The sequence below is a fragment of the Yeosuana aromativorans genome, assembly GCF_014646655.1.
GTDB classification, from domain to species: Bacteria; Bacteroidota; Bacteroidia; order Flavobacteriales; family Flavobacteriaceae; genus Yeosuana; species Yeosuana aromativorans.
On sequence record NZ_BMNR01000005.1, the window covers coordinates 50,994 to 76,014 of the forward strand.

The 25,021-nt window shown below is 34.2% G+C and carries 21 protein-coding genes and 1 tRNA gene; 12 read left to right on the forward strand and 10 right to left on the reverse strand.

Annotated elements, in window-relative coordinates:
* Nucleotides 1–12: 12 nt before the first annotated feature.
* From hypF to hypE, 3 genes are read left to right on the forward strand one after another with little or no spacing between them, the layout of a single operon-like run.
* Complete coding sequence (gene hypF / locus IEW94_RS11575; protein ID WP_188653175.1) at nt 13–2,277, forward strand: carbamoyltransferase HypF; 2,265 nt, start codon at nt 13–15, stop codon at nt 2,275–2,277.
* Complete coding sequence (gene hypD / locus IEW94_RS11580) at nt 2,278–3,375, forward strand: hydrogenase formation protein HypD (protein WP_188653176.1); 1,098 nt, start codon at nt 2,278–2,280, stop codon at nt 3,373–3,375.
* A complete protein-coding gene (gene hypE, locus IEW94_RS11585) occupies nt 3,375–4,400 on the forward strand; it encodes a hydrogenase expression/formation protein HypE (RefSeq protein ID WP_188653178.1) in 1,026 nt (341 codons plus the stop codon). The genes hypD and hypE overlap by 1 nt, the downstream gene beginning before the upstream one ends.
* Here the strand turns inward: hypE and IEW94_RS11590 are convergent.
* Nucleotides 4,397–5,101: an urease accessory protein UreH domain-containing protein gene (locus tag IEW94_RS11590; protein ID WP_188653180.1), complete on the reverse strand. Its 705-nt coding sequence runs from the start codon at nt 5,099–5,101 to the stop codon at nt 4,397–4,399. The genes hypE and IEW94_RS11590 overlap by 4 nt on opposite strands.
* Before the next feature lie 291 nt (nt 5,102–5,392).
* Between IEW94_RS11590 and IEW94_RS11595 the strand changes: the two genes are divergently transcribed.
* Nucleotides 5,393–5,466: transfer RNA gene (locus IEW94_RS11595), tRNA-Arg, on the forward strand.
* A 62-nt stretch (nt 5,467–5,528) separates the two neighbouring features.
* On the opposite strand, the gene IEW94_RS11600 is transcribed toward IEW94_RS11595, so the two are convergent.
* Together IEW94_RS11600 and IEW94_RS11605 are read right to left on the reverse strand one after the other, a co-directional pair.
* The gene (locus IEW94_RS11600) at nt 5,529–6,407 is read right to left on the reverse strand and encodes a glycoside hydrolase family 16 protein (RefSeq protein ID WP_188653182.1); all 879 of its coding nucleotides are present in this window, start codon (nt 6,405–6,407) and stop codon (nt 5,529–5,531) included.
* A gap of 73 nt (nt 6,408–6,480) precedes the next feature.
* Nucleotides 6,481–6,936 carry a pyridoxamine 5'-phosphate oxidase family protein gene (locus IEW94_RS11605; protein WP_188653184.1) on the reverse strand — a complete coding sequence of 152 codons (456 nt, stop codon included), beginning with the start codon at nt 6,934–6,936 and terminating at the stop codon, nt 6,481–6,483.
* 272 nt (nt 6,937–7,208) lie between these two features.
* On the opposite strand from IEW94_RS11605, the gene IEW94_RS11610 reads away from it, so the two are divergent.
* The 4 genes from IEW94_RS11610 to IEW94_RS11625 all read left to right on the forward strand — a co-directional run bounded on the left by IEW94_RS11610 (nt 7,209) and on the right by IEW94_RS11625 (nt 11,049).
* Nucleotides 7,209–8,453 (forward strand): PAS domain-containing sensor histidine kinase, encoded by a 1,245-nt coding sequence (locus IEW94_RS11610; RefSeq protein WP_188653187.1) that lies wholly within the window; start codon nt 7,209–7,211, stop codon nt 8,451–8,453.
* Nucleotides 8,450–9,505 carry a response regulator gene (locus IEW94_RS11615; RefSeq protein WP_188653189.1) on the forward strand — a complete coding sequence of 352 codons (1,056 nt, stop codon included), beginning with the start codon at nt 8,450–8,452 and terminating at the stop codon, nt 9,503–9,505. The genes IEW94_RS11610 and IEW94_RS11615 overlap by 4 nt, the downstream gene beginning before the upstream one ends.
* Nucleotides 9,506–9,606: 101 nt before the next feature.
* Entirely contained in the window at nt 9,607–10,446 is an 840-nt protein-coding gene (locus IEW94_RS11620) for a universal stress protein (RefSeq protein WP_188653191.1), read from the forward strand.
* A gap of 159 nt (nt 10,447–10,605) precedes the next feature.
* On the forward strand, nt 10,606–11,049 hold the full coding sequence (locus IEW94_RS11625; protein WP_188653193.1) for a hypothetical protein: 444 nt from the start codon (nt 10,606–10,608) through the stop codon (nt 11,047–11,049).
* Here the strand turns inward: IEW94_RS11625 and IEW94_RS11630 are convergent.
* The 6 genes from IEW94_RS11630 to tsaD are packed head-to-tail and all read right to left on the reverse strand — an operon-like array spanning nt 11,038 to nt 16,263.
* On the reverse strand, nt 11,038–12,234 hold the full coding sequence (locus IEW94_RS11630; RefSeq protein ID WP_188653195.1) for a THUMP-like domain-containing protein: 1,197 nt from the start codon (nt 12,232–12,234) through the stop codon (nt 11,038–11,040). The two genes, IEW94_RS11625 and IEW94_RS11630, sit on opposite strands and share 12 nt — an antisense overlap.
* A 7-nt stretch (nt 12,235–12,241) precedes the next feature.
* Nucleotides 12,242–13,330 (reverse strand): AI-2E family transporter, encoded by a 1,089-nt coding sequence (locus IEW94_RS11635; protein ID WP_188653197.1) that lies wholly within the window; start codon nt 13,328–13,330, stop codon nt 12,242–12,244.
* Between the two features lie 22 nt (nt 13,331–13,352).
* Nucleotides 13,353–13,853 (reverse strand): TrmH family RNA methyltransferase, encoded by a 501-nt coding sequence (locus IEW94_RS11640; protein ID WP_188653200.1) that lies wholly within the window; start codon nt 13,851–13,853, stop codon nt 13,353–13,355.
* Between the two features lie 32 nt (nt 13,854–13,885).
* Complete coding sequence (locus IEW94_RS11645; protein WP_188653202.1) at nt 13,886–14,530, reverse strand: DUF4159 domain-containing protein; 645 nt, start codon at nt 14,528–14,530, stop codon at nt 13,886–13,888.
* A gap of 1 nt (nt 14,531) precedes the next feature.
* The gene (locus tag IEW94_RS11650) at nt 14,532–15,239 is read right to left on the reverse strand and encodes a 16S rRNA (uracil(1498)-N(3))-methyltransferase (protein WP_188653204.1); all 708 of its coding nucleotides are present in this window, start codon (nt 15,237–15,239) and stop codon (nt 14,532–14,534) included.
* Between the two features lies 1 nt (nt 15,240).
* Nucleotides 15,241–16,263, reverse strand: coding sequence for a tRNA (adenosine(37)-N6)-threonylcarbamoyltransferase complex transferase subunit TsaD (gene tsaD, locus IEW94_RS11655; RefSeq protein WP_188653206.1), 1,023 nt, complete (start codon nt 16,261–16,263; stop codon nt 15,241–15,243).
* Between the two features lie 183 nt (nt 16,264–16,446).
* Between tsaD and IEW94_RS11660 the strand changes: the two genes are divergently transcribed.
* From IEW94_RS11660 to IEW94_RS11675, 4 genes are all read left to right on the forward strand, one after another.
* The gene (locus IEW94_RS11660) at nt 16,447–20,823 is read left to right on the forward strand and encodes a translocation/assembly module TamB domain-containing protein (RefSeq protein ID WP_188653724.1); all 4,377 of its coding nucleotides are present in this window, start codon (nt 16,447–16,449) and stop codon (nt 20,821–20,823) included.
* Between the two features lie 153 nt (nt 20,824–20,976).
* Nucleotides 20,977–21,963 carry a 6-phosphofructokinase gene (gene pfkA, locus IEW94_RS11665; protein WP_188653208.1) on the forward strand — a complete coding sequence of 329 codons (987 nt, stop codon included), beginning with the start codon at nt 20,977–20,979 and terminating at the stop codon, nt 21,961–21,963.
* Between the two features lie 18 nt (nt 21,964–21,981).
* Complete coding sequence (gene gap / locus IEW94_RS11670) at nt 21,982–22,983, forward strand: type I glyceraldehyde-3-phosphate dehydrogenase (protein WP_188653210.1); 1,002 nt, start codon at nt 21,982–21,984, stop codon at nt 22,981–22,983.
* 70 nt (nt 22,984–23,053) lie between these two features.
* Nucleotides 23,054–23,935 carry a BadF/BadG/BcrA/BcrD ATPase family protein gene (locus IEW94_RS11675; protein ID WP_188653212.1) on the forward strand — a complete coding sequence of 294 codons (882 nt, stop codon included), beginning with the start codon at nt 23,054–23,056 and terminating at the stop codon, nt 23,933–23,935.
* Between the two features lie 70 nt (nt 23,936–24,005).
* Here IEW94_RS11675 and IEW94_RS11680 read toward each other — a convergent pair whose 3' ends face one another.
* Complete coding sequence (locus IEW94_RS11680) at nt 24,006–25,010, reverse strand: sugar kinase (protein WP_188653213.1); 1,005 nt, start codon at nt 25,008–25,010, stop codon at nt 24,006–24,008.
* Nucleotides 25,011–25,021: the final 11 nt, after the last annotated feature.

Sequence of the window (25,021 nt, forward strand, 5' to 3'; positions counted from 1 at the left end):
AGCAGTATTGGCATGTTAAAAACCTATAAGATTTTAATATCGGGCCAAGTTCAAGGCGTAGGTTTTCGTCCTTATGTGTTCGGGTTGGCCAATTCATACAACCTAACCGGAACGGTTTCCAATAACGAAGAAGGCGTTATTGTTTATGCTACAGGAAATACAAGTAACATATTTTCCTTTTATAACGATCTAATTGAAAATCCACCAAAAGTTTCAAAAATACAGACGCATACTATTTCAGAAACAGAAATTAAGGAATTTCTGGACTTTCAAATTATTCCATCTCAAAAAGAAGGCAAATTAAACCTTCAATTGACTCCAGATTTTGCTATTTGTGATGATTGTAAGCAAGAGATTTCAGATTCAGATAACAGACGCTTTCAATATCCATTTACAACCTGTGTAAATTGCGGTCCGCGATGGGCCATTACAAAAACCTTCCCTTTTGAACGGGCGCACACTAACATGCTGGATTTTAACATGTGTGGGACCTGTCAAGAAGAATATTCAAATATCAGTAACAGACGCTTTCATTCACAGACCAATTCCTGTCCAAACTGTGGAATTCAAATCCATCTAACAGATGCAGAAGGCGTTTCGCTTAACATTCCAAAAGCAAGCATTTTTAAGGAAGTTGCTGCATTGATAAAAAAAGGACATAGTATCGCCATTAAAAATACTGGCGGTTATTTGTTGTGTTGTGATGCTAGTAACAAAGAAGCCATTAAAACCTTGAGGTTAAAAAAAAACCGACCCAATAAACCATTGGCAATTCTGTATCCATCTTTAAATCTTTTAAAGGATCATTTTGAAATCACAGGCTATCAAGAACGAGCTTTAACATCAAGTGAAAGCCCGATAGTTATCATTCCAAAAGGAAATTATAAAGGCTATTTAATGGTAGATGATTTGGCGCCAAATTTAAACCAAATAGGAGTTATGTTGCCCTATTCGGGAATTTTACAATTGTTGGCCAATGAGCTGGAACGACCTATTGTTGCTACCAGTGGAAATGTTCATGGATCTCCCATTATCGCTTCGGCAGAAGTTGCTAAAACAGAACTTAACAGGATAGCCGATTATTTTTTGCATCATAATTTAGAAATAGCACATTCCCAAGATGACTCTGTAATAAAGTTTAGCCCAGAGTTTGACCATAAAGTCATTTTTAGACGTTCTCGCGGCTTAGCACCTAATTTTTTTGGTAGTGTTATTAGTGATGAAACTATTTTGGCCATGGGCAGTCATTTAAAAAGCACGATTGCTTTTTTGCCAAATGATTATTTATATATCAGCCAGTATTTGGGAAACTTGGATAATTTTGAGGTGTATAACCGATTTACAGAGACGGTTTCTAAGTTTATTGACCTTTTTGAGCAAAATCCAACTGTGATTTTGACAGACGCACATCCAAGTTACCATAGTTCTCAATATGGCAAGGAATTCGCAAAAAACAAGCGGATCAAACAATATGACATTCAACATCATAAAGCTCATTTTGCATCGGTTTTAGGGGAGCATAATTTATTTGAATCTGATGCACCAATTTTGGGAGTGGTTTGGGACGGAACCGGTTATGGAGATGATGGCCAGATTTGGGGAGGCGAATTTTTTCGGTACCAGTTAAATAAAATGGAACGGATTGCACATTTTGAATATTTTGATTGGTTAGCAGCCGATAAAATGTCAAAGGAACCCAGATTATCCCTTTTTTCTTTAGCAGACGAAGAAATTGAAGGCCATTGCTCTAAGCAATTTTCTAAAGAAGAATGGAAAGTTTACAAAACCCTTAAAAAGAAAAATACCTTAAAAACATCTTCAGTTGGGCGCTTGTTTGATGCGGTTGCCTCATTGTTGAACATTTGCCATAACAATACCTATGAAGGTGAGGCTGCTATTTTGCTGGAAAATTATGTAACAGATTATTCTATAGAAAATTGTAAGCTGTATTGTAGTGCTTTGGAACATAGCCAGATTCCAACAAAAACATTATTAATGAACCTGTATGAAGATTTTAAACGGGGTGCCTCAAAAAGCGATGTTATAGTTAATTTTATATACACATTGGCGAATTTGGTATTTCAAGTAGCTGATTTACAAAATCTAAACCATATAGCGTTAAGTGGAGGTGTTTTTCAAAACACCATGCTTATTGATATGTTGAAAAATATAGCTAAAAATGATTATACCTTGTATTTTAATTGTAACTTATCTCCAAATGACGAGAATATTTCCCATGGGCAAATGATGTATTATTTAAATATTAAACAGTCTTAAATGAAATATCTGAGTGAATATAGAAATTTTGAAGCTACCAAAAGCTATTTAAAACTCATTGAGAAAACCGTTACCAAAACCTGGAAAATCATGGAAATTTGTGGCGGTCAAACGCATGGCTTGGTAAAAAACGGGATATTGGATTTGCTTCCAGAAAAGGTGCAGATGATTCATGGTCCGGGCTGCCCAGTCTGTGTGACGCCACTCAGTTTGATAGATAAAGCCATTGAATTGTTGGAACAGGGAGTGATTGTATGTTCGTTTGGTGATATGATTCGGGTTCCAGGAAGTAAAAAAAGCCTTTTGGAAGCCAAAGCCAATGGAGGAGACCTGCGCATTCTATATTCACCTTTAGAAGCCGTCACAATTTCTAAAAACAATCCTGACAAAGAAGTTGTTTTTTTTGCAGTAGGCTTTGAAACAACAGCGCCTGCCAATGCGTTGTCCGTTATACAAGCCCAAAAAGAAGGGGTAAAAAATTATTCCATTTTGGTGTCCCACGTTTTGGTTCCACCAGCTATGGAAGCCATTTTAGATGATGAATTCTGCAATATCAATGCGTTTTTAGGAGCTGGTCATGTATGTGCCATTATGGGCTATAACGAGTATATTCCGCTTTCAAAAAAATATAAAATCCCTATAGTTATAACAGGTTTTGAACCGCTTGATTTGGTTCAAGGTATTTATATGGCTGTATGCCAATTGGAACAAGGTAAATATGAAGTGGAAAACCAATATGCAAGAGTTGTTAAAAAAGAAGGAAATACAGCAGCTATTGATGTCATAACTAAGGTGTTTGAAATAGGAAACAGAAGTTGGCGAGGCATAGGTGAGATACCCAATAGTGGTTATGTATTAAAAAGCGAGTTTAAGGCATTTGATGCCGAATCAAAATTTGGTGTATCAGAAATTCAAGCACCAGAAAACTCAGATTGTATTGCTGGATTAGTTTTAAAAGGTATTAAAAAACCTTATGAATGCAGTCAATTTGGAAAAGCATGCCATCCAGGAAATCCTTTAGGAGCACCCATGGTTTCTTCAGAAGGGGCTTGTGCAGCTTACTATCATTTTTCAAATAATTTAATCTCATTAAAATAATGGATATTCAAAAATTAGGGTATGATAGTATTAATCTAGGTCACGGTAGTGGTGGACTTATGACCAGGGATTTATTGGACAACATGATATTTAACACTTTTAGTAATCCTTTTTTGAATCAAAAACACGATGGTTCCATTGTGAAATTTAATAATCCCATAGCTATTTCCACTGATAGTTTTGTAGTGTCCCCCATTTTTTTTAAAGGCGGAAACATTGGTGAATTGGCAGTTAACGGTACGGTGAATGATGTGGCTATGTGCGGAGCCATACCAAAATATTTATCACTTGCCTTTATTATCGAGGAAGGATTGAAAATCAATGAGTTTAGGGATATTTTAAATTCAATAAAAAAGGCGGCTGATACAAGTCAAGTTCAAATTATTACTGGTGATACCAAAGTTGTTGAACGCGGAAAAGGCGATAAGATTTTTATAAATACCACGGGATTTGGGGAAGTACATCCAAAAGCCAATATTTCAACTGACAATATTAAGGTAGGCGATAAAATCATTCTTAACGGACAGATAGCCCAACATGGTATGGCCATCATGTCACAACGGCAAGGTTTGGAGTTTGAATCAGATATCATCAGTGATACAACCAATTTAAATTTCTTGATAAAGGATTTGTTGGATAGGTTTGGTAAAGACATTCATTTTTTTAGAGATCCTACGCGTGGTGGGTTATCCAGTGTGTTATCTGAAATAGCAACCGATATAAACAATGGCATATTAATTTTTGAAAACAAATTGCCTATTGAAAAACAAGTGGCTGCTGCTTGTGAAATCTTAGGATTAGATCCGTTATATGTAGCCAATGAAGGTGTTTTTTTAACGATTGTTGAAGCCTCCATTGCAGATGAGGTTGTTGACTTGATGCGCAAGGATGATAAAGGGAAAAATGCGGTTTGTATTGGCGAGATTACTAAAGACCATTCAGGAAAAGTAGTCATGAACAGCCATATAGGTGGCAAACGTATTGTGAGTCCACTTATGGGGGAACAGCTTCCAAGGATTTGTTAGTGTTTAAAAATCCAGAACACACCTATTGCAAAAGCAAATACGCCTCCGGTTAACCTAATTCCGTTAAAAAATAAGTCATTATGGCCACTTTTTGCCAAAGATGAAATCTTTCCAATTATTACTGCAAATGTTGTCATAGCCAAAATAATTCCAATGCCAAAGGCGACCACATACAGTATAGCATCCCATTGGTTTTTGAATCCTAAAACTGGAAGAAAAAGCAAAAAATGGGCAATTCCGGCTAAGCCGTGTAAAAATCCAATAGAAAATGACGAGAAGCTATTTTGTTTAAGGTCTTTGCTATGCGTGTGACTATGGGTTTGATGTGTTGTATGAACGTGTTCATGTTTGTGGATTATAGGGTTGTTTTCCACATGAACATGAAGATGCTTATGTTCTTTGTGTTTTTTAAAAAGCCTATAAAATGCCCAAAACGCAATGCCAATCAGTACCAAGCCGACCAACTGCTCACTGTGATTAGATATTTTTTCAACGGGTATAAATCCCTTAAAAACGGTAAATAATATGCCAATAGCTAGCATACCTACTATATGGCCAATGCCCCAAGAAAGTCCAATCTTCCAAGCTCTTTTTTTAGATTCAACAGCAAAAGGCATGACCGCAGCTAAGTGATCCGGTCCCGTTATCACATGTAATATTGATGCTATTAATCCAGCAAAAAAAGGAAATGTTGCAATCATTCTTTATGCTTTATATATCTTATGTATGGATTAAATATGGTTGTATAAAAATGTCTATATTATTAAAATTCAAACAATTTTTATGACCATATTTCATCAACTATATTAAAAGTAAATGATGTATTTGTTTCAAAACATGATTTTTATCATAGAAGACTTAAATATGTTGTGATTTATGTTTTTTACTTAACAATACATTTATATATTTGCACCTCCAAATACAAAAATCCATTTGTAATTGGAGCATCATAATAGAATTTAGTTTTTAAATAAGCTTTATTTTTATGATATGGTCGCGTAGCTCAGCTGGATAGAGCATCTGCCTTCTAAGCAGACGGTCACAGGTTCGAATCCTGTCGCGATCACAAAAGGCCTTACTAATTAGTGAGGCTTTTTTGTTTTAATTACTTCATGAGAACCACTTCTTTTATTCTTTCTTCTGATAAACCCTAACATAATCAACTTCATATTGAATAGGAAATTTTGAGTTTTCTGGATTGCCACCATTAGAGCCGATGGCCAGATTAAGCAATAAAAAATGTTTTTGTAAAAAGGGGTTAAAGCCATCCGGATTTATTGTGTCTTCTAGTGCGATTATGTTTACCAAATAATCATCTAGATATAGCTTAATGGATTCCTTATCCCAATCCATGCGCCAAACATGGAATTTCTCAACCCATTTAGGGTCTTGGTCTAAGAAGTATTTTAAAGGAATAACCGTGCTGTCCCATAACGGTCCGTTTTTATCATTCAAATAAGCAGCATTGGCTAAAATACTTTGTTTATTGTTTTTAATGTAAAACTCTAAAATATCAATTTCTCCATTGGCTGGCCAAGGCTTATCAACGCCTAAAGTCCAAATGGCAGGCCAAGAGCCTTTTGTGGAGTCTATCCGGGCTCTAATTTCAAATCTTCCAAATTTCCAACTTGCTTTTTTATCTGTGTTTATGGAAGCCGATGTATAATTAGCATATTTCCTGTTTAGTCGCCAGTTTTCACTTAGGGAATCATATGCTGTATTTAATTTGGTCTCTCTTTTTCCCTCAATAAGCAAGACACCATTTTTGCAAACAGCATTATCAGATTGATACCATTGTAATTCTTCATTTCTAACAAAACCTATTTCATGATTCCATTTTAAGGAATCAGGTTTGCCGTTATAATTAAATTCATCATGCCAAACTAACTCATAACCTTTGATTTTTTTTGGTTTATCATTGTCCGGCATGAAAGCCTTGTTATTTTGTGCAAAAAATATAGATGGAATTAAAATGACAAGTAAAATAGAAAAAGTGATTTTATTCATAGAAATCATATTAATAATAAATGTAAATATAATTTTAGAATAAAAACAAATTGTAATGATTATAAACTTGGTGTTAAGATGTTCGTTGTCTTCCAATAATATCCTGAACGTTGATGCGGTATACAATTGGAATGTTTCCAGAATTTATTTTACTTGAAAAGGAATCAATAGCCTTGGTGTCTATTCCTTTTTGTCTGGCCATAAGGTTTTTAACATGTTGGGCAAATTTGTGCAAATACATTTTAGCGGCACTGCCATTGAGTTCTTCAAAAGTGCCATGAACCAAAACCGACATCCAATTATTCAGTGATTCAATATTTTCTATTTGAAAAGCAACAGATTGGTTGGCTCTCATAGCCTTTATCTTATGGCCTTCACCTGAGTAACTAATAATGGCATTTTCAGAAGTGTCATAATAATAAGTTACAGGAACTATGTAAGGTGTATCTCCATGAAGATAGGCTAAATGGCCAATATAATGATCGGTAAGTGTTTTTGTAGATTCTTTATGAGTCATCTTGTCTATCATGACGGTTGGTATAAATTTGAAATATAAATCAATTCTTTTAACAATTTGGTGAATTGAAATGTATCAATAATTATGGTTTTATACTATGATAAAAATCATAAAAAAACATGTGTAGTAAAACAAATTTAAAACATCAACAATCGTGTAATCAATAGATTACAAATTCAAGTACAACATATAATTTAATTAGTCAGGCGTTGTAATACTTTCTTTTTAGGAACTTTGTTTATTTTTCGTATTTTTAATCAATCAATTTCAACCAAAATAACGAGATGTTTCGTAAAGACCAGGATGTTTTTAATATACTTTTTGAAGCTGTTTCCGAAGGTGTTATTGTTGTTGATGATTTTCAAAATATTGTAGCAACCAATGTTTCGGTTGAACAAATGTTTGGTTATGCCCCTAAAGAACTTATTGGCAAGCATCTCAACACACTAATTCCACAAAAATATCATACAGGCCATGACAAATATTTTAAAAATTTTATCAAGGAAGATGTCAGCAGAAAAATGGGTATTGGTCGTGATCTTAACGGAATAAGAAAGGATTCTACTATGTTTCCCGTAGAAATTGGTCTTAACCCTTTTGAGATTTATGGGGAACGGTATGTAATGGCCTTGGTAATTGATGTTTCAATCAGAAAAAAGCAGGAACAGGAGATTTTGGAATTGAACATGCAACTAGAGGAAAAAGTTTTGAAACGCACAAAAGAGCTTAGCAATGCCGTTAGTGAGTTAAAAGTTTTAAACCAAGAATTAGAGGAGGAAAATAAAAAGCGTATTGAAGCCGAAAGAAAGACCAAAAAAGCCTTGAAAAAGGAGATAGAACTCAACGAGCTTAAAACTAAATTCTTATCATTGGTATCACACGAATTTAAAACACCTTTAAGCGGTATTTTAACCTCAACAATGCTTTTGGGAAAGTATAAACTTACCGAACAACAAGAAAATAGGGATAAACATATAAAAACCATTACAGACCGCGTACATTACCTCAACAATATTTTAAATGATTTCTTATCCATTGACAAGTTGGAAACAGGAAAAATAAAATACAACTATAGTGAGTTTAAACTAAGCAAAGTGCTCAATGAAGTTGTTTATAATTGTAATCTGTTATTAAAGCAAGGTCAAAAAATAAAATATCCTGATAATATTGACGACATGTCCTTATATCAAGATGAAAAAATTGTTGAGCTCACGTTATCCAATTTAATACATAATGCTATAAAATATTCGCCAGAAAACACGGTTATTGATATTGATGTGAGGCAAAATTATGAAAAGACCACATTTGACATCACTGATCAAGGTATTGGAATTCCAGAAAAGGACCAAAAAAATATTTTTAATCGTTATTTTAGGGCAGAAAATGCCTTATTGACCCAAGGAACCGGAATAGGATTAAATATTGTAAAAACACATTTAGAAAATTTAGGAGGAAACATTAAGTTTGCCAGTGAAGAAAGCAAAGGAACCAGATTTACTGTAACCATACCAAATACAGCTATAAAATGAAAAAAGTATTATTGATAGAAGACGATATTGTTCTAAGGGAAAACACAGCAGAACTTTTGGAATTATCAGGATATCATGTAGAAACAGCATCTAATGGTAGAGCTGGGGTTGAGGTAGCCAAAAAGTATATGCCAAATGTTATAGTGTGCGATATCATGATGCCAGAACTTGATGGCTATGGTGTTTTGGAAACTTTGTCAAAAAACGAGATTACTAAATACATTCCGTTTATTTTCCTTTCAGCCAAGACAGAACGACAAGATATTAGAAAGGGCATGGATCTTGGTGCAGATGATTATATCACAAAACCATTTAATGAAACAGAACTTGTCAGTGCCATAGAAAGCCGTTTGGCCAAAGTAGCAATACTACATGACGAGCGCTTACAAAAAGGCACTGATGAAAATGATAGCGCTCAAGATGAAATAAGAACCCTAAACGATTTAAAGAATTTTTTTGATGATAATGGAAAAACATTTCATTATTCAAAAGGCGATATTATTTATGAAGAAGGAAACAATTCCAATTACATTTATTTGATACGTAAAGGCGTTGTTAAAAACTTCAAGTTTGACCAAGATGGTAAAGAGCTTACCACTAATTTGTACCAAGAGGATGAATTGTTTGGATATACATCATTCATGCAAAATATTCCATACCAAGAATCGGCCACAGCCATACAAGATACTGAACTGGTAGGGGTTTCCAAGCAAGAATTAAAGGACGTATTGGATAATAACCACAAAATAACACTAGAGCTTATTCAATTGTTAACGGATGACCTTTCTGGAGCCAGGGACCAGTTGTTGGATATGGCCTACAGTTCTGTAAACAAAAAAACAGCATCAACAATTCTCAAGTTTGCTGAAAAATTAAATAATAAATCAGGAGAAGCCATCAGAATTTCAAGAAATGACCTAGCCAGTGTTGCTGGCATTGCCACAGAAACGTTGATTAGAACTTTATCAAGTTTTAAAAAAGATGGTCTTATTGAAATTGAGGCCAGAAACATTAAGATTTTGGACCTTGAAAGGCTTCAGCAAATAAACTAATATCCAACTTATCAAAATGCACATCGCAGGCCAAATATGATTAATATCATTTTTTGAGTTACATCTTGCACATATTTTTGTTTCTTAATTGATGCGATGAAATGAGAAACATTTTAATACCAACCGATTTTTCAGAAAATTCATGGAATGCCATTGTTTATGCACTCAATTTTTTTGAAGGTACGCCATGTAATTTTTACTTTTTGCATGTTAATACCATCAATACCCTTGTTGGTGTTGAAACCACCTATATACCAACCCAAAGCGTGATTAATGAAGCTTTTGTAAAACCTTCAAAAACACAGTTAACAGAACTCTTAAACCGTATCAATACCTTATCATTAAAAACTGAGCATCACTTTTTTACATTATCAGATTGCAACTATTTTATTGACTCCATTAGAAAACATGTTTCTGAAAATAAAATTGATATGATTGTAATGGGAACCAAAGGTGCTTCTGGGTTAAAAAAATTGATTATAGGAAGCAACACGGGCGACGTTATAACTCGTGTGCACTGCTCTACACTGGTAGTCCCTGAAAATGCTAAATATTCAGACCCAAAAGAAATTGCGTTCCCAACAGATTTCTCTTCATTTTATTCAACAAAGTTGTTAAAACCAGTATTGGAGATACTTGAAAAGCACAAAGCAGCAATTAGTGTGTTGCACATCAACAAAAAAGGGAGTAAATTAAATTTAGACCAGCAAATCAACAAAGGTTATTTAGAAGATTATTTTGCCAATAACAATTATAATTTTTACCATTTAACTAATAATCATATTGAGGACGCAATAGAATCTTTTGTTGAAGCACATGGCGTAAATTTAATCACTATGGTTGCTAAAAATTTAAATTATTTTCAACGCATATTATTTCATCCCACCGTTCAGCAAATCAGCTATCACACAGACATTCCGTTTTTGGTGTTGCATGAATAGGACCTCTTTTAAAATGTACAAAACCTGACTTTTGTCATTTTTTTTCACTTGTAAAGTGATTAAATTTATCCTAATTATTTTATAGCAATTTTTTGAAAGGCAGAAGGTAATAATGGAAGGATATTGCTTTCTGTCTTTTTTTTCTAATTCAAAGCAGCCATGAAAGTAGTTAAAACATCACCAGTTTACATAGAATGGCTTAATGCTGAAATGATGCACGAGGAGTCTGTAAAATGGCTTTCTGAATTAAAGTTTATTAAAGATGAAGAGCGTTTCTTTGAAGATTTAATAAAACTGTTTACCCTTCAACTGATTGATTCAAAAAACTTCTCAAAAAGTAAGGATACTGTAAAGCTTTTAAAAGCACTTCGCCTTAAAAACCAAGAGCTTATCAATGCTATTATTGTTCATGAAAAGGAACTTAAAATAATGGTAGATGGCAAGAACCAATTAAAAGAAGAAGCGGCCTATAAAGAAGAGCATAGAGACTTGCTGATTTTGGTCAAACGGTATTTTAAAGAATACAGAAAGCTCAAAATACAGCTTTTTAAAACCATCAAAGATATAATGAAGAGTGAAAAACAAAAACGATTATTGCCCTAATGCCTCATATGATTTTGAGGTTACAATGACAATTTTGTTTGAATCATAATCCGTAGTAAAAAACAAGTAGACATTTCCACCATCTTGTATTGCAAATTTCTTTCTGATTTGTTGAACTGTTTCAGGAAAGTTTCTTGTTGTAATATTGGCTTTTTTTATTCCTGATTTTTGAAGTGTTTTTTTATTGTACGATTGTATGTCCAATATTTTAAAACGTCTACCTGGAAAATCAATTAGTTGTTCGCTGGTATATAGATGTGTATGTTTTTGAATTTTATATACTGGCAACTGCTTGCAAATGCAATTAAAAGCCCCCGCTTTTAAAATAGCTGCATTGGGCTCATATAAATAGGTGAGTGGTTTTGAATAACTTGACTCCAAGTTTTTTTCATCTTCCATAAAAAAATCAAAATGAAACTCTTGCTCTTTTGTAATATTTATGGTTTTCACGTCAATTTTATCAGTGTAATGATTTTCTAAAATCCAAAGTAGTTCTTTAACTTCATTATTTACCGCAACAACATGAATGGTTTTTACAAATTTAAGCTCATTGATTCCTATGGTTAAGTCCAACAAAGGAGACGTTTTGACTATCAGGTTGTTGGTATGATTAAAAATAACATCTAAATGCTCAGGTATATTGGGCAAACAATCAGCTAAAAAGAATACTTTTCCTTTACTTTCATGGCGTCTTGATGGATCTGCATAAACCCAATCAAATGGTTTTGTGGTTTGTTTTAAAAATTCAATTCCGTCAACGGCTTGGGTCTGAATGTTATCAATTCCAAGTTGTTTATAATTATTGGCAACAAGTTCAGATAGATGGGTTTCTAATTCACAATGAACAACATCTTTAAACCGTTTTGAAAAATAATAACAATCCACTCCAAATCCACCGGTAATATCAATAATGGTGTTTCCTTCAATACATTTTGATTTATAGTCCGCAGTTATTTCTGATGAGGATTGCTCAATGTTTAATTTGTTGGGATAATAAATATTTTTGGTTTGAAACCAGGTTGGTAATTTTGTTTTGCATTTTTTTTTGGCTTCAATTTGTTCAATAATAGCTTTCGTGCTTACTGAATTAAATGACGTGCCTTTTAATAAAATTGAAGTTATATCAGAATCAATATTATTATTTATAAAATTTTGAATATCAGTATTTAAAATATATTTATTCAAACTTATACTATAAGTCTTTAGTAAGTTTTTTTACGATTTCATTTTCAGATAAAAACTCTTTTAAAACCACCTTTATAGCTGTATAAGCAGGAACAGCGACTATAAGCCCAATTACACCAAACAGAATGCCAGCAATTAAAATAACCAAAAAGATTTCCAATGGATGCGACTTGACACTTTTGGAAAATATAAAGGGCTGGCTGCCAAAATTGTCTACCAATTGCCCGAAGATGAAAACCACGAAAACCCAAATGGTTTTTGAAAAGATAATTTCAGAAAAATCCTGACCAAGATTACTGGTCATCGTTAAAGTGAGCATTAAAAAACCGCCCACCAAAGGCCCAACATATGGAATAAGGTTAAGTAAGGCACACAAAAAGGCAATCACAACCGCATTTTCTACACCTACAATTAGTAACCCGGTAGTATAAATTATAAAAAGGATTAAAATTTGAAAAATAAGACCCACAAAATACCTGGAAAGCAAATCCTTGATTTTGTTGTATGAATTTGTTAAACGGGTTTCCTTGGATTCTGGAATAAAAATCAAAACACCATTTTCAAACAGCTTGCTGTCCTTTAAAAAGAAAAAGGATATAAATAGAACCGAAAACAGTCCAACGCTAAAACTTCCCAATCCACTAATAACAGAGTTTAAAAAATCAGGAATGATGGAATAATCTATTTTTGAAAGTAAGCTAGAGCTTTCAAAGGATTGCTCGATATTGATGTTATTAACTTGAAAATATGAAATAACCTGTTCATAAAGACTTTCAATGTTGGTCTGCAATTTTTCTATATCCAAAAGCGACAGATTATGCCCTTGTTCAACAATTAAAGGAATAAAAAGAAGTACCAATCCCACAAAACACCCCAAAAGGAGCAGCATGGTGACTATAACGGCAATGGTGTTTTTAAATTTAAGCTTATTTTGTAAAAACATAACAATTGGCCTGCCAATTAAAGAAATAACAACGGCGATGGCTATGTAAACGATAACCGATTCTATTTTGTAAAAAAAATAAAATACCAAGGCTATTCCAAGAACAATCCCTAATGCCCTTAATATACCGTTTGCTATGGTTTTTGAATTCATTTAGTAAATATAAGAAAACGGTTTACAAAAGTTGCTTTGTGATTTCATATAACGCAATATTTGTAGCTTGTACAACATTCATACTGCTGTTTTGACCAAACATGTCTATATGAATTTGAGCATCTGATAGATTTAAAATAGCTTCTGAAACACCAAAATTTTCATCGCCAATAATCAGTGCTATGGGGGTTTCTTTTGAAAATTCAAATAAATGAATTGGTTTGCTTTGGTTAGTGATTTCTAAAGAAATAATTTGAAATTTGCTATTCTTTAATGATTCAACCACTTCTAAAGCAGAATTGTGCAATTCATAGTTAACTACTTTTTCAGTAGCTCTTGAGGTTTTGGTCATTTTTCTTCCTAAATTGATGTGTTCTCCACAAAGTATGAGCTTTTCAATTCCAAACGCATCGACTATCCTAAACAAACTGCCAATATTGGATGCATTGGTCACATTTTCAGACACTAAAGTAATAGGAAACGTTTGCTTTTTAAAGTTTGTATTGTAATGGTTGAGCTGCAATTGGAATAATTAGTTTTTAATAAAATCAGGAGTTAATGCTCAAAAACGTATGTAATGATATTGGCACCCATTTTCAAGGCTTTTTCCCTGACTTCAATGGGATCATTGTGAACGTCCTCATCTTCCCAACCATCACCTAAATCGCATTCATAGGTAAAGAGCAAGACCAATCTATCCTTGTAGAAAAGCCCAAACGCTTGAGCGCGTTTTCCGTCATGCTCATGGATTTTTGGTAGTCCGTTAGGAAACGAATAAGCCGCACTAAAAATAGGATGATTTGCAGGAAGTTCAATAAGATCTTGGTCAGGAAAAATTTTCTTAAGTTCCTTATCAAGATAGGGTTGCATGCCATAGTTGTCATCAATATGTAAAAAACCGCCCGACATGAGATAATTACGGAGGTTTTCAGCTTCGTCATCACTAAAAAACACATTACCGTGCCCGGTCATGTGCAGAAACGGAAATTGAAAAATGTCTGTACTTCCAGGTTCAACAGTCTGTGGGTTTGGATTTATTTTTGTTCCAATATTGATATTGCAATATGCAATTAAATTGGGCAGGGAGGTTGGGTTTGCATACCAGTCACCACCGCCTTTGTATTTTAACAAGGCAATCTCTTGGGCGCTTAAAGTTAAAAGTGTCAAGTTAAAAGTTAAAAGTAGGACTACCTTTTTCATATTAGTCTTGATTTACAAACGCTACGCTATGGCAGGCCACAATAGCAGCTGTTTCTGTTCGCAATCTGGTATTTCCCAAAGTTACAGGAATAAAATGATTTGCAAGAGCGGTTTCAATTTCTTTAACACTAAAATCACCTTCTGGACCAATTAAAATGGTAACGGTTTGATTGGGTTGTAATTGCTGTTTTAAGGATTTTTTATCGGTTTCTTCGCAATGCGCTATAAATAATTGCCCGTTATGCGATTTTTCAATGTACTCTTTAAAGGTAATCGCTTCATTGAGTTTGGGCAGATAACAATTTAGGGATTGCTTCATGGCTGATTGCAAAATTTTTTCAAATCTATCAAGCTTGAGAACCTTTCGTTCGCTGTGGTCACAGATAATAGGGGTGATGCTGTCAATACCAATTTCAGTGGCTTTTTCTAAAAACCATTCATAACGGTCATTCATTTTGGTTGGTGCAACGGCCAGATGTAACGTGTAATTATGTTTTCTTTTGAATTCTTTTGAAACAACAGTTGCCATGCAATTCTTTATATCAGAAATCACAATTTCGGCAGTAAATAACCAACCGTTTCCATTGGTTATATGCAGTATATCGCCAACCGTTTTTCGCAATACTTTCGCAATATGCCTGCTTTCTTCTTTGTCAAAAAAAAATTGTGTAGTGGTTTCAGTTATGTTTGGATTATAAAAAAGCTGCATCTTATATTTTTAATCGCGCCGAAGCGGTGACAGTTTGTTTGGAAAAATCACCTTCCAGATATTTTAGATACCCTACTATGGCAATCATGGCGGCGTTATCGGTTGTAAATTCAAATTTTGGGACATAGGTTGTCCAGCCAAATTTTTGTTCGCCATCCTTTAAAGCTTGTCTAATTCCCGAATTAGCCGATACGCCTCCACCAATGGCTATATGTTTGATACCAGTTTGTTTTGAGGCTGTTTTCAACTTATCTATCAATATGCCAATGATGGTATATTGAATAGAGGCACAAATATCATTCAGGTTGTCTTCAATAAAACGTGGGTTTTTCTTTGTCTCGTTTTGAACAAAATATAGAATAGCTGTTTTCAGGCCAGAGAAACTAAAATTCAATCCATCCACTTTTGGTTTAGTGAATTTAAAGGCTTTTGGGTTTCCTAACTTGGCTCTTTTATCTATTTCTGGTCCGGCAGGATATCCTAAACCCAATATTTTCCCACTTTTATCAAAAGCCTCGCCAACGGCATCATCAATGGTTTCACCAATGACTGTCATATCAAAATAGCTGTTAACCCTAACAATTTGTGTATGGCCACCAGAAATGGTCATGGCCAAAAACGGAAAAGGCGGTTTATTAAAACCTTCTTCTTCTATGTAATGCGCTAAAATATGGGCTTGCATGTGGTTTACGTCAATTAATGGGATGTTTAAACCGTAGGCCAATGATTTGGCAAATGAGGTTCCAACTAAAAGCGACCCCATTAATCCTGGTCCGCGGGTAAACGCTACAGCATGAAGTTTATCCTTGGTGATATTGGCTTTGGCCAAGGCTTGTGCAACAACCGGGACAATGTTTTGCTGGTGGGCTCTGGAGGCCAATTCGGGCACAACGCCACCGTATTCTTCATGGATTTTTTGATTGGCTATAACGTTGCTTAAAATTTTACCATTGTGTATTACACTAGCAGCCGTATCATCGCAGGATGACTCAATTCCTAGTATAAAAATATTTTGTTCAGCCATTACTTAGAATTAGGCACAATAATTGTTAATTTTGAACTTAGATAAAAGTCTGTCAAGTTTTTTTATTCGTAGATACAAAAGTAGTTTTTTCTCAATAAAATCATAACTTTAAAAATTATCAAAAAAATTCTAAAAATAATATCAAAGATAGCAGCGGTTTTGTTGCTGTTGTTCATCATTTTGGTGTTGATAATTTCTATTCCAGCCGTTCAAACAAGTCTAGGGAACTACGCTACAAAAAAACTCAACGACTCTTTTGGAACACACATAAACATTGATAAAGTTGGATTACAGTTTAATGGTGATGTTGAGCTTAAAAACATTTATATTGAAGATTACAAACAAGATACATTAATAAATATCACAGAACTGAATACGTCTATTTTAAATTTCAGAAACTTATATAAGGGCAAATTGGTGTTTGGTGATATTGATATTTATGGCCTGCTGTTCAATATCAAAAAATATAAAGGATCTGAAGATACCAATCTGGATATTTTTGTAGCCAAGTTTGAAGATGACAATCCCAGAAAAGAGAAGAGTGGCTTTTTACTCTCATCAAGCGATGTTTCTATATATGATGGTATTTTTATGTTATCGGATGAAAACAAAGAAAATCCCAAAAAACTTGATTTCAGTAATTTAAATATCAATGCCACCAATTTCTTAATCAATGGTAGCGACGTTAGTGCCAGGATAAATACCCTAGCGCTCAAGGATAGTAGGGGTGTGACCATCAAAAATATGATGACCAATTTTTCATATACTTTGACGGATATGACCTTTGATAATCTTGAGATAAAGACCGAGAATTCCATTTTAAAGGGAAATGTCAAATTTTCTTATAATCGTGAGGATTTTAAATTTTTTGAGGATAAGGTTAAAGTATCTGCCCATTTTCAAGATTCAAACATACTTCTTAATGAGCTTAATACATTTTATGATGAGTTTGGCGATAACCAATATGCTAAGTTTACTGTTGATTTATCGGGCACATTAAATGACTTGCATGCCAATAATTTATATCTCAACACCAGTACCAATTCGCGAATTGTTGGAGACTTTAACTTTAAAAATTTATTCAATCAAGAGGAAAATAATTTTTATATGTTTGGTAGATTCAGCAATCTATCATCTACCTATAAAGATTTAAAAGCCTTACTTCCAAACGTTTTAGGAGCCTCTATTCCATCATCATTTGATAGGTTGGGTAAATTCACTTTAGTTGGGCAATCTGAAGTAACTCCGTCAACAATAAACGCTGATTTGGAAATTGAGACAGAACTGGGTTTTGTTAATTCGAATTTAAGCATGAGCAGGGTCAACAATATTGATAATGCTTCATACACCGGAAATATCATTTTCAAGGATTTTGATTTAGGTGTGCTCATGAACGATCCCAATGTTGGAAAAGCATCCTTGAATCTGGATGTTGATGGTAACGGATTTGTTGCTGAAACCATTAACACACAAGTAAAAGGGGATATCTATCAATTAGAGTTCAACCATTACAATTACAAAAACATTAAAGTAGCAGGAAATGTTAGGAATAGAATATTTGATGGTAATCTTATAGTAAACGACAATAATTTAAAACTTAATTTTACCGGTCTTGTTGATTTTTCAGAAAAAGTTAAGAAATATGATTTTGAAGCCAAAGTATTTTATGCCAATCTTAAAGATTTGAACTTTGTAAAAAACGATAGCATTTCAATATTCCAAAGTAATGTTAAAATGAATATGAATGCCAGTAGTTTAGACGATGCTTATGGGCAAGTGGCATTTAAGAATACATCTTACAAAAATCAAGTAGATACTTATTATTTTGATGAGTTTGCCATTTCCTCTCGGTTTGTTGATGATACAAGATATATTGAAATAAATTCACCGGACATTATGGAAGGCAGCCTTAGTGGTCACTTTGTTTTTAATGATTTGGGTAAATTGTTCAAAAATGCTGTAGGAAGTATATACACTAACTACATACCTTATATGGTTGAAAAAAACCAATCCTTAAAATTTAATTTTAAAATTTATAATAAAATTATTGAAGTGTTTTATCCTGAAATCAAGCTTGGAAAAAATACGTTTATAAAAGGTCAGGTTGAAAGTAATGAGAAAGGCTTTAAATTAACGTTTAAATCACCTGGAATAAAATATCTTGATAATTTTGCCCAAAACATAGAATTGCAAGTTGATAATAACAACCCGCTTTTTAACACCTATGTAGAGGTTGATAGCATCAAGACAAAATACTACAACGTATCAAAATTTAACTTGATTAATGTCACGGTTAATGACACCTTATTTATGCGTTCTGAGTTTAACGGCGGAAAGCAAAACAAGGACAGTTATAATCTGAGTTTTTATCATACCATCAATGAAGAAAACCAATCGGTTATAGGTTTTAAAAAGTCCGATGTCACTATAAAAGACCATGTTTGGTTTATAAACGAAGCCAAAGATAATTTCAATAAGATATCGTTCAATAAAGATTTGACGTCATTTAACATTGATAAAATCAGGGTCAATCATAACAATGAGGAAATTTTATTGTCTGGATTTATAAAAGATTCCACCCAAAAAGATGTAAGGCTTAAATTCAAGGATGTTGACCTAGCCAAGATAGTTCCGGATATAGATAGCTTGTCACTTGCAGGAAATGTAAATGGTAAACTGGATATCCTTCAAAAAAATGGCAGTTATTTACCAAATTCAACAGTAACCATTGATGATTTTAAAGTAAATGATTTTGAATTAGGGTCTTTTGATGCCAATATTGAAGGCAATCAAACCTTGACCAATTACTTGGTAAATGTTACCATCAAGGATGACTTTTCAAAATCGTTTAGTGCTACCGGAAACATTAATGTAACAGATAGTCAGTCTAACATTGATGTGGATTTGAACTTTAATAAATTCAATTTACAGCCATTAAACCCGCTGTTGCATGACGTTTTAAACAACATTAGAGGCACGGTAACAGGTCAAGCCAATGTGAAAGGCAATTTAAAAAAACCTGATATAACCGGTAGTCTAGAGGTCAACAATGGCGGATTTAGAATCCCATATCTCAATGTGGATTATGCCATTGCCAATAACACCGTTGTAAAGCTAAAAGATCAAAGTTTTATATTTAACAAATTAGAACTCACAGATACTAAATTCAAATCAAAAGGAGAACTTAGTGGAGTTTTAAGCCATGTTAACCTCTCAGATTGGAGCATGGATTTTGATTTAAATACGCCTAGATTATTAGTGTTAAATACTACCGAAACTGAAGATGCTTTATATTACGGAACCGGTTTTGTTGGTGGTAACGCAAAAATCAGGGGACCTGCAGACCAGTTGACCATAAATGTTAACGGAGAAACCAAAGCAGGAACCGTGTTTAAAATTCCTTTAAATGACACTGAATCCTTTGGGGATAATTCCTATATACATTTCTTGACACCTGAAGAAAAGCAAGCTCGGGTTAATGGCATGGATTTTAATTTTGATAATATAAAAGGGTTGGAACTCGATTTTGATTTGGACATTACCGAAGATGCAGAAATTGAAATCATTATCAATAAAAATACCGGACATGCACTTAAAGGTCGTGGACGAGGCGGTATGTTGGTTGAAATAAACACCAACGGTAAATTTAATATTTACGGTGACTTTTCTGTGTTTGAAGGTGTTTACAATTTTGCCTATGGTGGGTTAATTGGTAAAAAATTCATTGTTCAACCCGGCGGAACACTAGCTTGGGATGGAGATCCTTTAAAAGCCCGAATCAATATGGAGGCGGTATATAAAACCCAGGCCAATCCATCGCCGTTGTTGGATAACCCTATCAATAAAAGTATTCCAGTTGAACTAAATATTAATTTAACGGGAGAGCTGGAACAACCAGATCCAAGTTTTGAGTTTGAATTTCCTAATGTGAATTCAACCGTAAAATCTGAGTTAAATTATAGATTAGAATCTAAAGATGATAGACAGAACCAAGCACTGTATTTGTTATCAACCGGCTCATTTTCTAGAGGATTAAGTGAATTGAACTTTTCAGGAACCATTGCTGAACGCCTCAATGGTATTATCAATGGTATTTTTACAAGTGGTGACAGTAAGCTTAACATCGGGCTTAATTATGAGGTAGGTGAAAACAGGCCAGATTACAAAACAGATGATAGGGTAGATTTAACATTGCAAACCCAAATAAGTGACCGTGTACTTATAAACGGTAAAGTGGGTGTTCCTGTAGGTGGTGAAACACAAACGGTCATAGCTGGTGACGTACAGGTTGATTTCTTGTTGAATGAAGAAGGTACCTTGCGGGCAAAAGTGTTCAATCGAGAAAATAGTATTCGTAATTTTGGAGAAGAAATAGGGTATACCCAAGGCGTGGGTATTTCTTATAATGTGGATTTTGATACGTTTAAGGAATTGCTTCAACGCTTATTTACAAATGCTAAAAAAACAGAGAAAAATCCAAGCCCTGAAAAACAGGAAAAAAAAGATGAAACATTGCCTGAATTCATCAGCGTTAAAACGTCTAAAAAACAAGACAATTAATAATAATTCCCTTTTTTGATTATCAATTTAATAAAAAAGCAGGTTTTTTATTAACTAAAACGTTGTAGTTTTAACATCCGCGTAAAAAAAGCAAAATGCTATTAGTTATCTAATTTTTGTTTAGTAATTTTACTGAATAATTACGAAAAATAGATGCCGAAAACAATTAAAAAAATAGGTGTTTTAACATCTGGTGGTGATGCTCCGGGAATGAATGCTGCCATCCGTTCGGTTGTTAGAACATGCGCTTATCATAAAATTGAATGTGTTGGGGTTTATCGTGGCTACGAAGGTTTGATGGAAGGGGATTTTAAATCCATGAACGCACGAAGTGTTAAAGATATCATCAATAAAGGAGGAACGATTTTAAAATCAGCGAGATCCAAAGAGTTTAGAACGGTAGAAGGAAGAAAACAAGCCTACAATCATATAAAGAATGCCAACATAGATGCACTGGTGTTAATTGGCGGTGACGGTACGTTTACTGGAGGCATGATTTTCAATCAAGAATTCGATTTTCCTGTTATAGGAATACCAGGAACTATCGACAATGATATTTATGGTACATCGCATACATTGGGGTTTGACACTGCTTTAAATACGGTAGTTGAAGCCATTGATAAAATACGGGATACAGCTAGTTCCCACAACAGATTGTTCTTTATTGAAGTTATGGGCCGTGATGCTGGTCATATTGCACTTAACGTAGGAGTTGGTGCCGGTGCAGAGGAAATTTTAATCCCTGAGGAAGATATGGGACTAGACAGGCTTGTAGAGTCTTTAAGACGAAGCAGGGAATCTGGTAAAACATCAAGTATTGTAATTGTGGCTGAAGGTGATAAAATAGGAAAAAGTGTCTTTGAGCTAAAAGATTATGTAGATGAAAACATGGAAGGCTATGATGTTAGGGTTTCAGTATTGGGCCATATGCAACGTGGCGGAGCACCATCATGTTTTGACAGGGTTTTAGCCAGTAGAATGGGCGTGAAAGCTGTTGAATCACTATTGGCAGGTAAAACAAATTACATGGTTGGTTTAATCAACGGAGAGATAGAACTAACACCTTTGGATAGTGCCATTAAAGGAAAATCAAAAATAAATTTAGAATTATTGCGTGTGTCAGAAATTATGTCCACTTAACATTTATATATAATAGATATGTCAAAATTAAAATTAGGAATTAACGGATTTGGTAGAATAGGTAGAATTGCCTTCAGAGTAGCTTCTGAAAGACCAAACGTAGAGATAGTAGGAATCAATGACTTGCTGGATGTAGAACATTTAGCTTATTTATTGAAATTTGACTCTGTTCATGGAAAATTTAACGGAACAGTTGAAGTTAAAAACGGAAATTTAGTCGTAAACGGAAAAGAAATCAGAATTACTGCAGAACGCAACCCAGAAGATTTGAAATGGGATGCTGTTGGTGCTGAAGTGGTTTTGGATTGTACAGGTATCTTCACAACCTTGGAAGGTGCTCAAAAACACATAACAGCAGGTGCTAAAAAAGTAGCAATTTCTGCTCCTTCTGCAGATGCTCCAATGTTTGTTATGGGTGTAAACCATAAACAAATCACGCCTGCCCACACCATTGTTTCCAATGCTTCATGTACAACTAACTGTTTAGCTCCTTTAGCTAAAGTTATTAATGATAATTTTGGAATAATTGAAGGATTAATGACTACAGTGCATGCTACAACAGCAACACAATTAACGGTTGATGGCCCTTCCAGAAAAGACTGGAGAGGTGGAAGAAGTGCATTGGCAAACATTATTCCTTCTTCAACAGGAGCCGCTAAAGCTGTTGGTAAAGTAATTCCAGAATTAAACGGAAAATTAACAGGAATGGCGTTTAGGGTTCCAACACCTGATGTATCCGTAGTTGATTTGACTGTAAGAACAGAAAAAGCAGCATCTTGGGATGAAGTGAAAGCAGCTTTAAAAAGTGCTTCTGAAAATGAATTAAAGGGTATTTTAGGATATACTGAAGATGCAGTAGTATCTCAGGATTTTGTTTCAGAATCCATGACAAGTATCTTTGATGCTGAAGCTAGTATTGCCTTAAATGACAATTTCTTTAAATTGGTATCTTGGTATGATAATGAGTTTGGTTATTCAACTAAATTAGTTGATTTAGCAACTCATATTGGTTCAATATAAATATAATTCAGTAATTTACACCACAGGACTGCTTTGTTGGTAGTCTTGTGGTTTTTTTAATTCAAAACTTATGATTTTAATTGTTGATAGCGGTTCTACAAAATGCGATTGGATTGCAGTAGATAAAAACGGAAACCAAGTATTGGAAAAAATGCGTACCAAAGGGCTTAACCCACAAATTCTTACGGAGAAAAAGCTCAAAAAAACAATTAAAAAAAATAAGGATTTAAAGGAAAACCGACATATAGTAACCCATGTGTTTTTCTATGGTGCAGGTTGTGGCACAGCTAGAGGCAAAGAGCTTGTTGGTGGTGTTTTAAGAGAAGTATTTGACAATGCAGAGATAACCGTGGAAGAAGATACTATGGCTGCTGTATATTCAACCATAAATAGTGATGACGAAGCTGCTGTGGTTTGTATATTAGGTACAGGTTCTAACTGTAGTTATTATGATGGCAAACAATTACGGCAAGACGTTGTATCTTTAGGGTATATCATAATGGATGATGCTTCTGGTAATTATTTTGGACGCCAGTTGATACGGGATTACTATTTTAATCAAATGCCAGAAGGCATTAAAGTTGCATTTGCCAGTAAATACAACCTGGATGCAGACTATATAAAATACAATATTTATAAGCAACCAAACCCCAATGCTTATTTGGCAACTTTTGCCGAATTCATGTTCTTAAATAAAGACTCTGAATATGCTCGTGAGCTTATTAAAAAGGGGATTCGGGTATTTGCCAAAAACATGATCATGCAATACAAAGAAGAGCTTAAAACTGTTCCCGTCCATTTTGCAGGATCTATTGCGTTTTTCTCACAAAACGAAATCAAGGAAGTAGCAAAAGAAATGGGCTTTACCGTTGGCAATTTTGAACGTAGACCAATTGAAGGCTTAGTGGCCTATCATGTTAAAAGCTTAAAAAATAATCCTCTCAACGCTTAATTCGGCCAAAATAGATTGTCTATTTTCAGTTGATTATTTTACTTTTAAATGGGGTTAAAAAGGAACGTTTTTATCTATTAAAACGTCCTGAAATATTGCCATCTAGGATTGCAGTGACTTCATCAACAGTAGCATAATTCACATCACCTTCATAGGTATGTTTCAATGCACAAGCAGCACTTGCAAATTCCATGGATTTATAATCATCAAATTGTTGTAGACCATAGATTAGTCCGGCAGCAAACGCATCACCGGTGCCAATTCTGTCAATGATATGTGTGATATCAAAATCACTGGTTTCCCTGAATTCCTTGCCATTCCACATTCTAGCTCTTATCTTGTGCCAAGAAGAGTTTATGGATGTTCTTATTTTGTCAAACACTTTTTCAATATTTGGAAACCGTTCCATAAGCTTTTTACTGGCTTCAATAAAATCTTCATTGGAGTAGCCATAACTGGTTTCTAAAACCTCATTGATTTCATTAATGCCCCCAATAAAAATGGTGGAATAATTTAACAAATCCGATAGGACATCTTTAGGGTTTTCGCCATATTTCCATAATCCACTTCTATAAGTAGGATCGGCAGACACAGCTATTCCTTGTTTTTTTGCTAAAATAAGCCCTTGTTTCAAGGTTTCATATCCACCTTTGCACAAAGCAGGAGTAATGCCTGTCCAATGAATCCATTTGGCTTTCTTTAGGATATTTTCCCAATCTACCATATTGGGCTGGATATCAGAAAAAGACGAATGTGATCGATTATAAGAGATAGAACTAGGGCGCATGACGGCACCAACTTCTAAAAAGTATACACCCAAAGGCTTGTTGGAACGAACAATTGCTGAAGTACTAACGCCAAATTTTTGTATATATGAAATAGCCGTATCACCTATAAAATCATTTGATACACAGCTAATGTGTTTTACCTTCCCTCCAAAATTAGCGATTGAAATACCCACGTTGATTTCTGTACCGCCAAAGTAAAATTCCAGTAAGTTAGCTTGCATGAATTTCTTGTTCCCTTCCGGCGACAACCGCATTAAAATTTCCCCAAATGTTATGATTTGTTTCATGTAATATATCT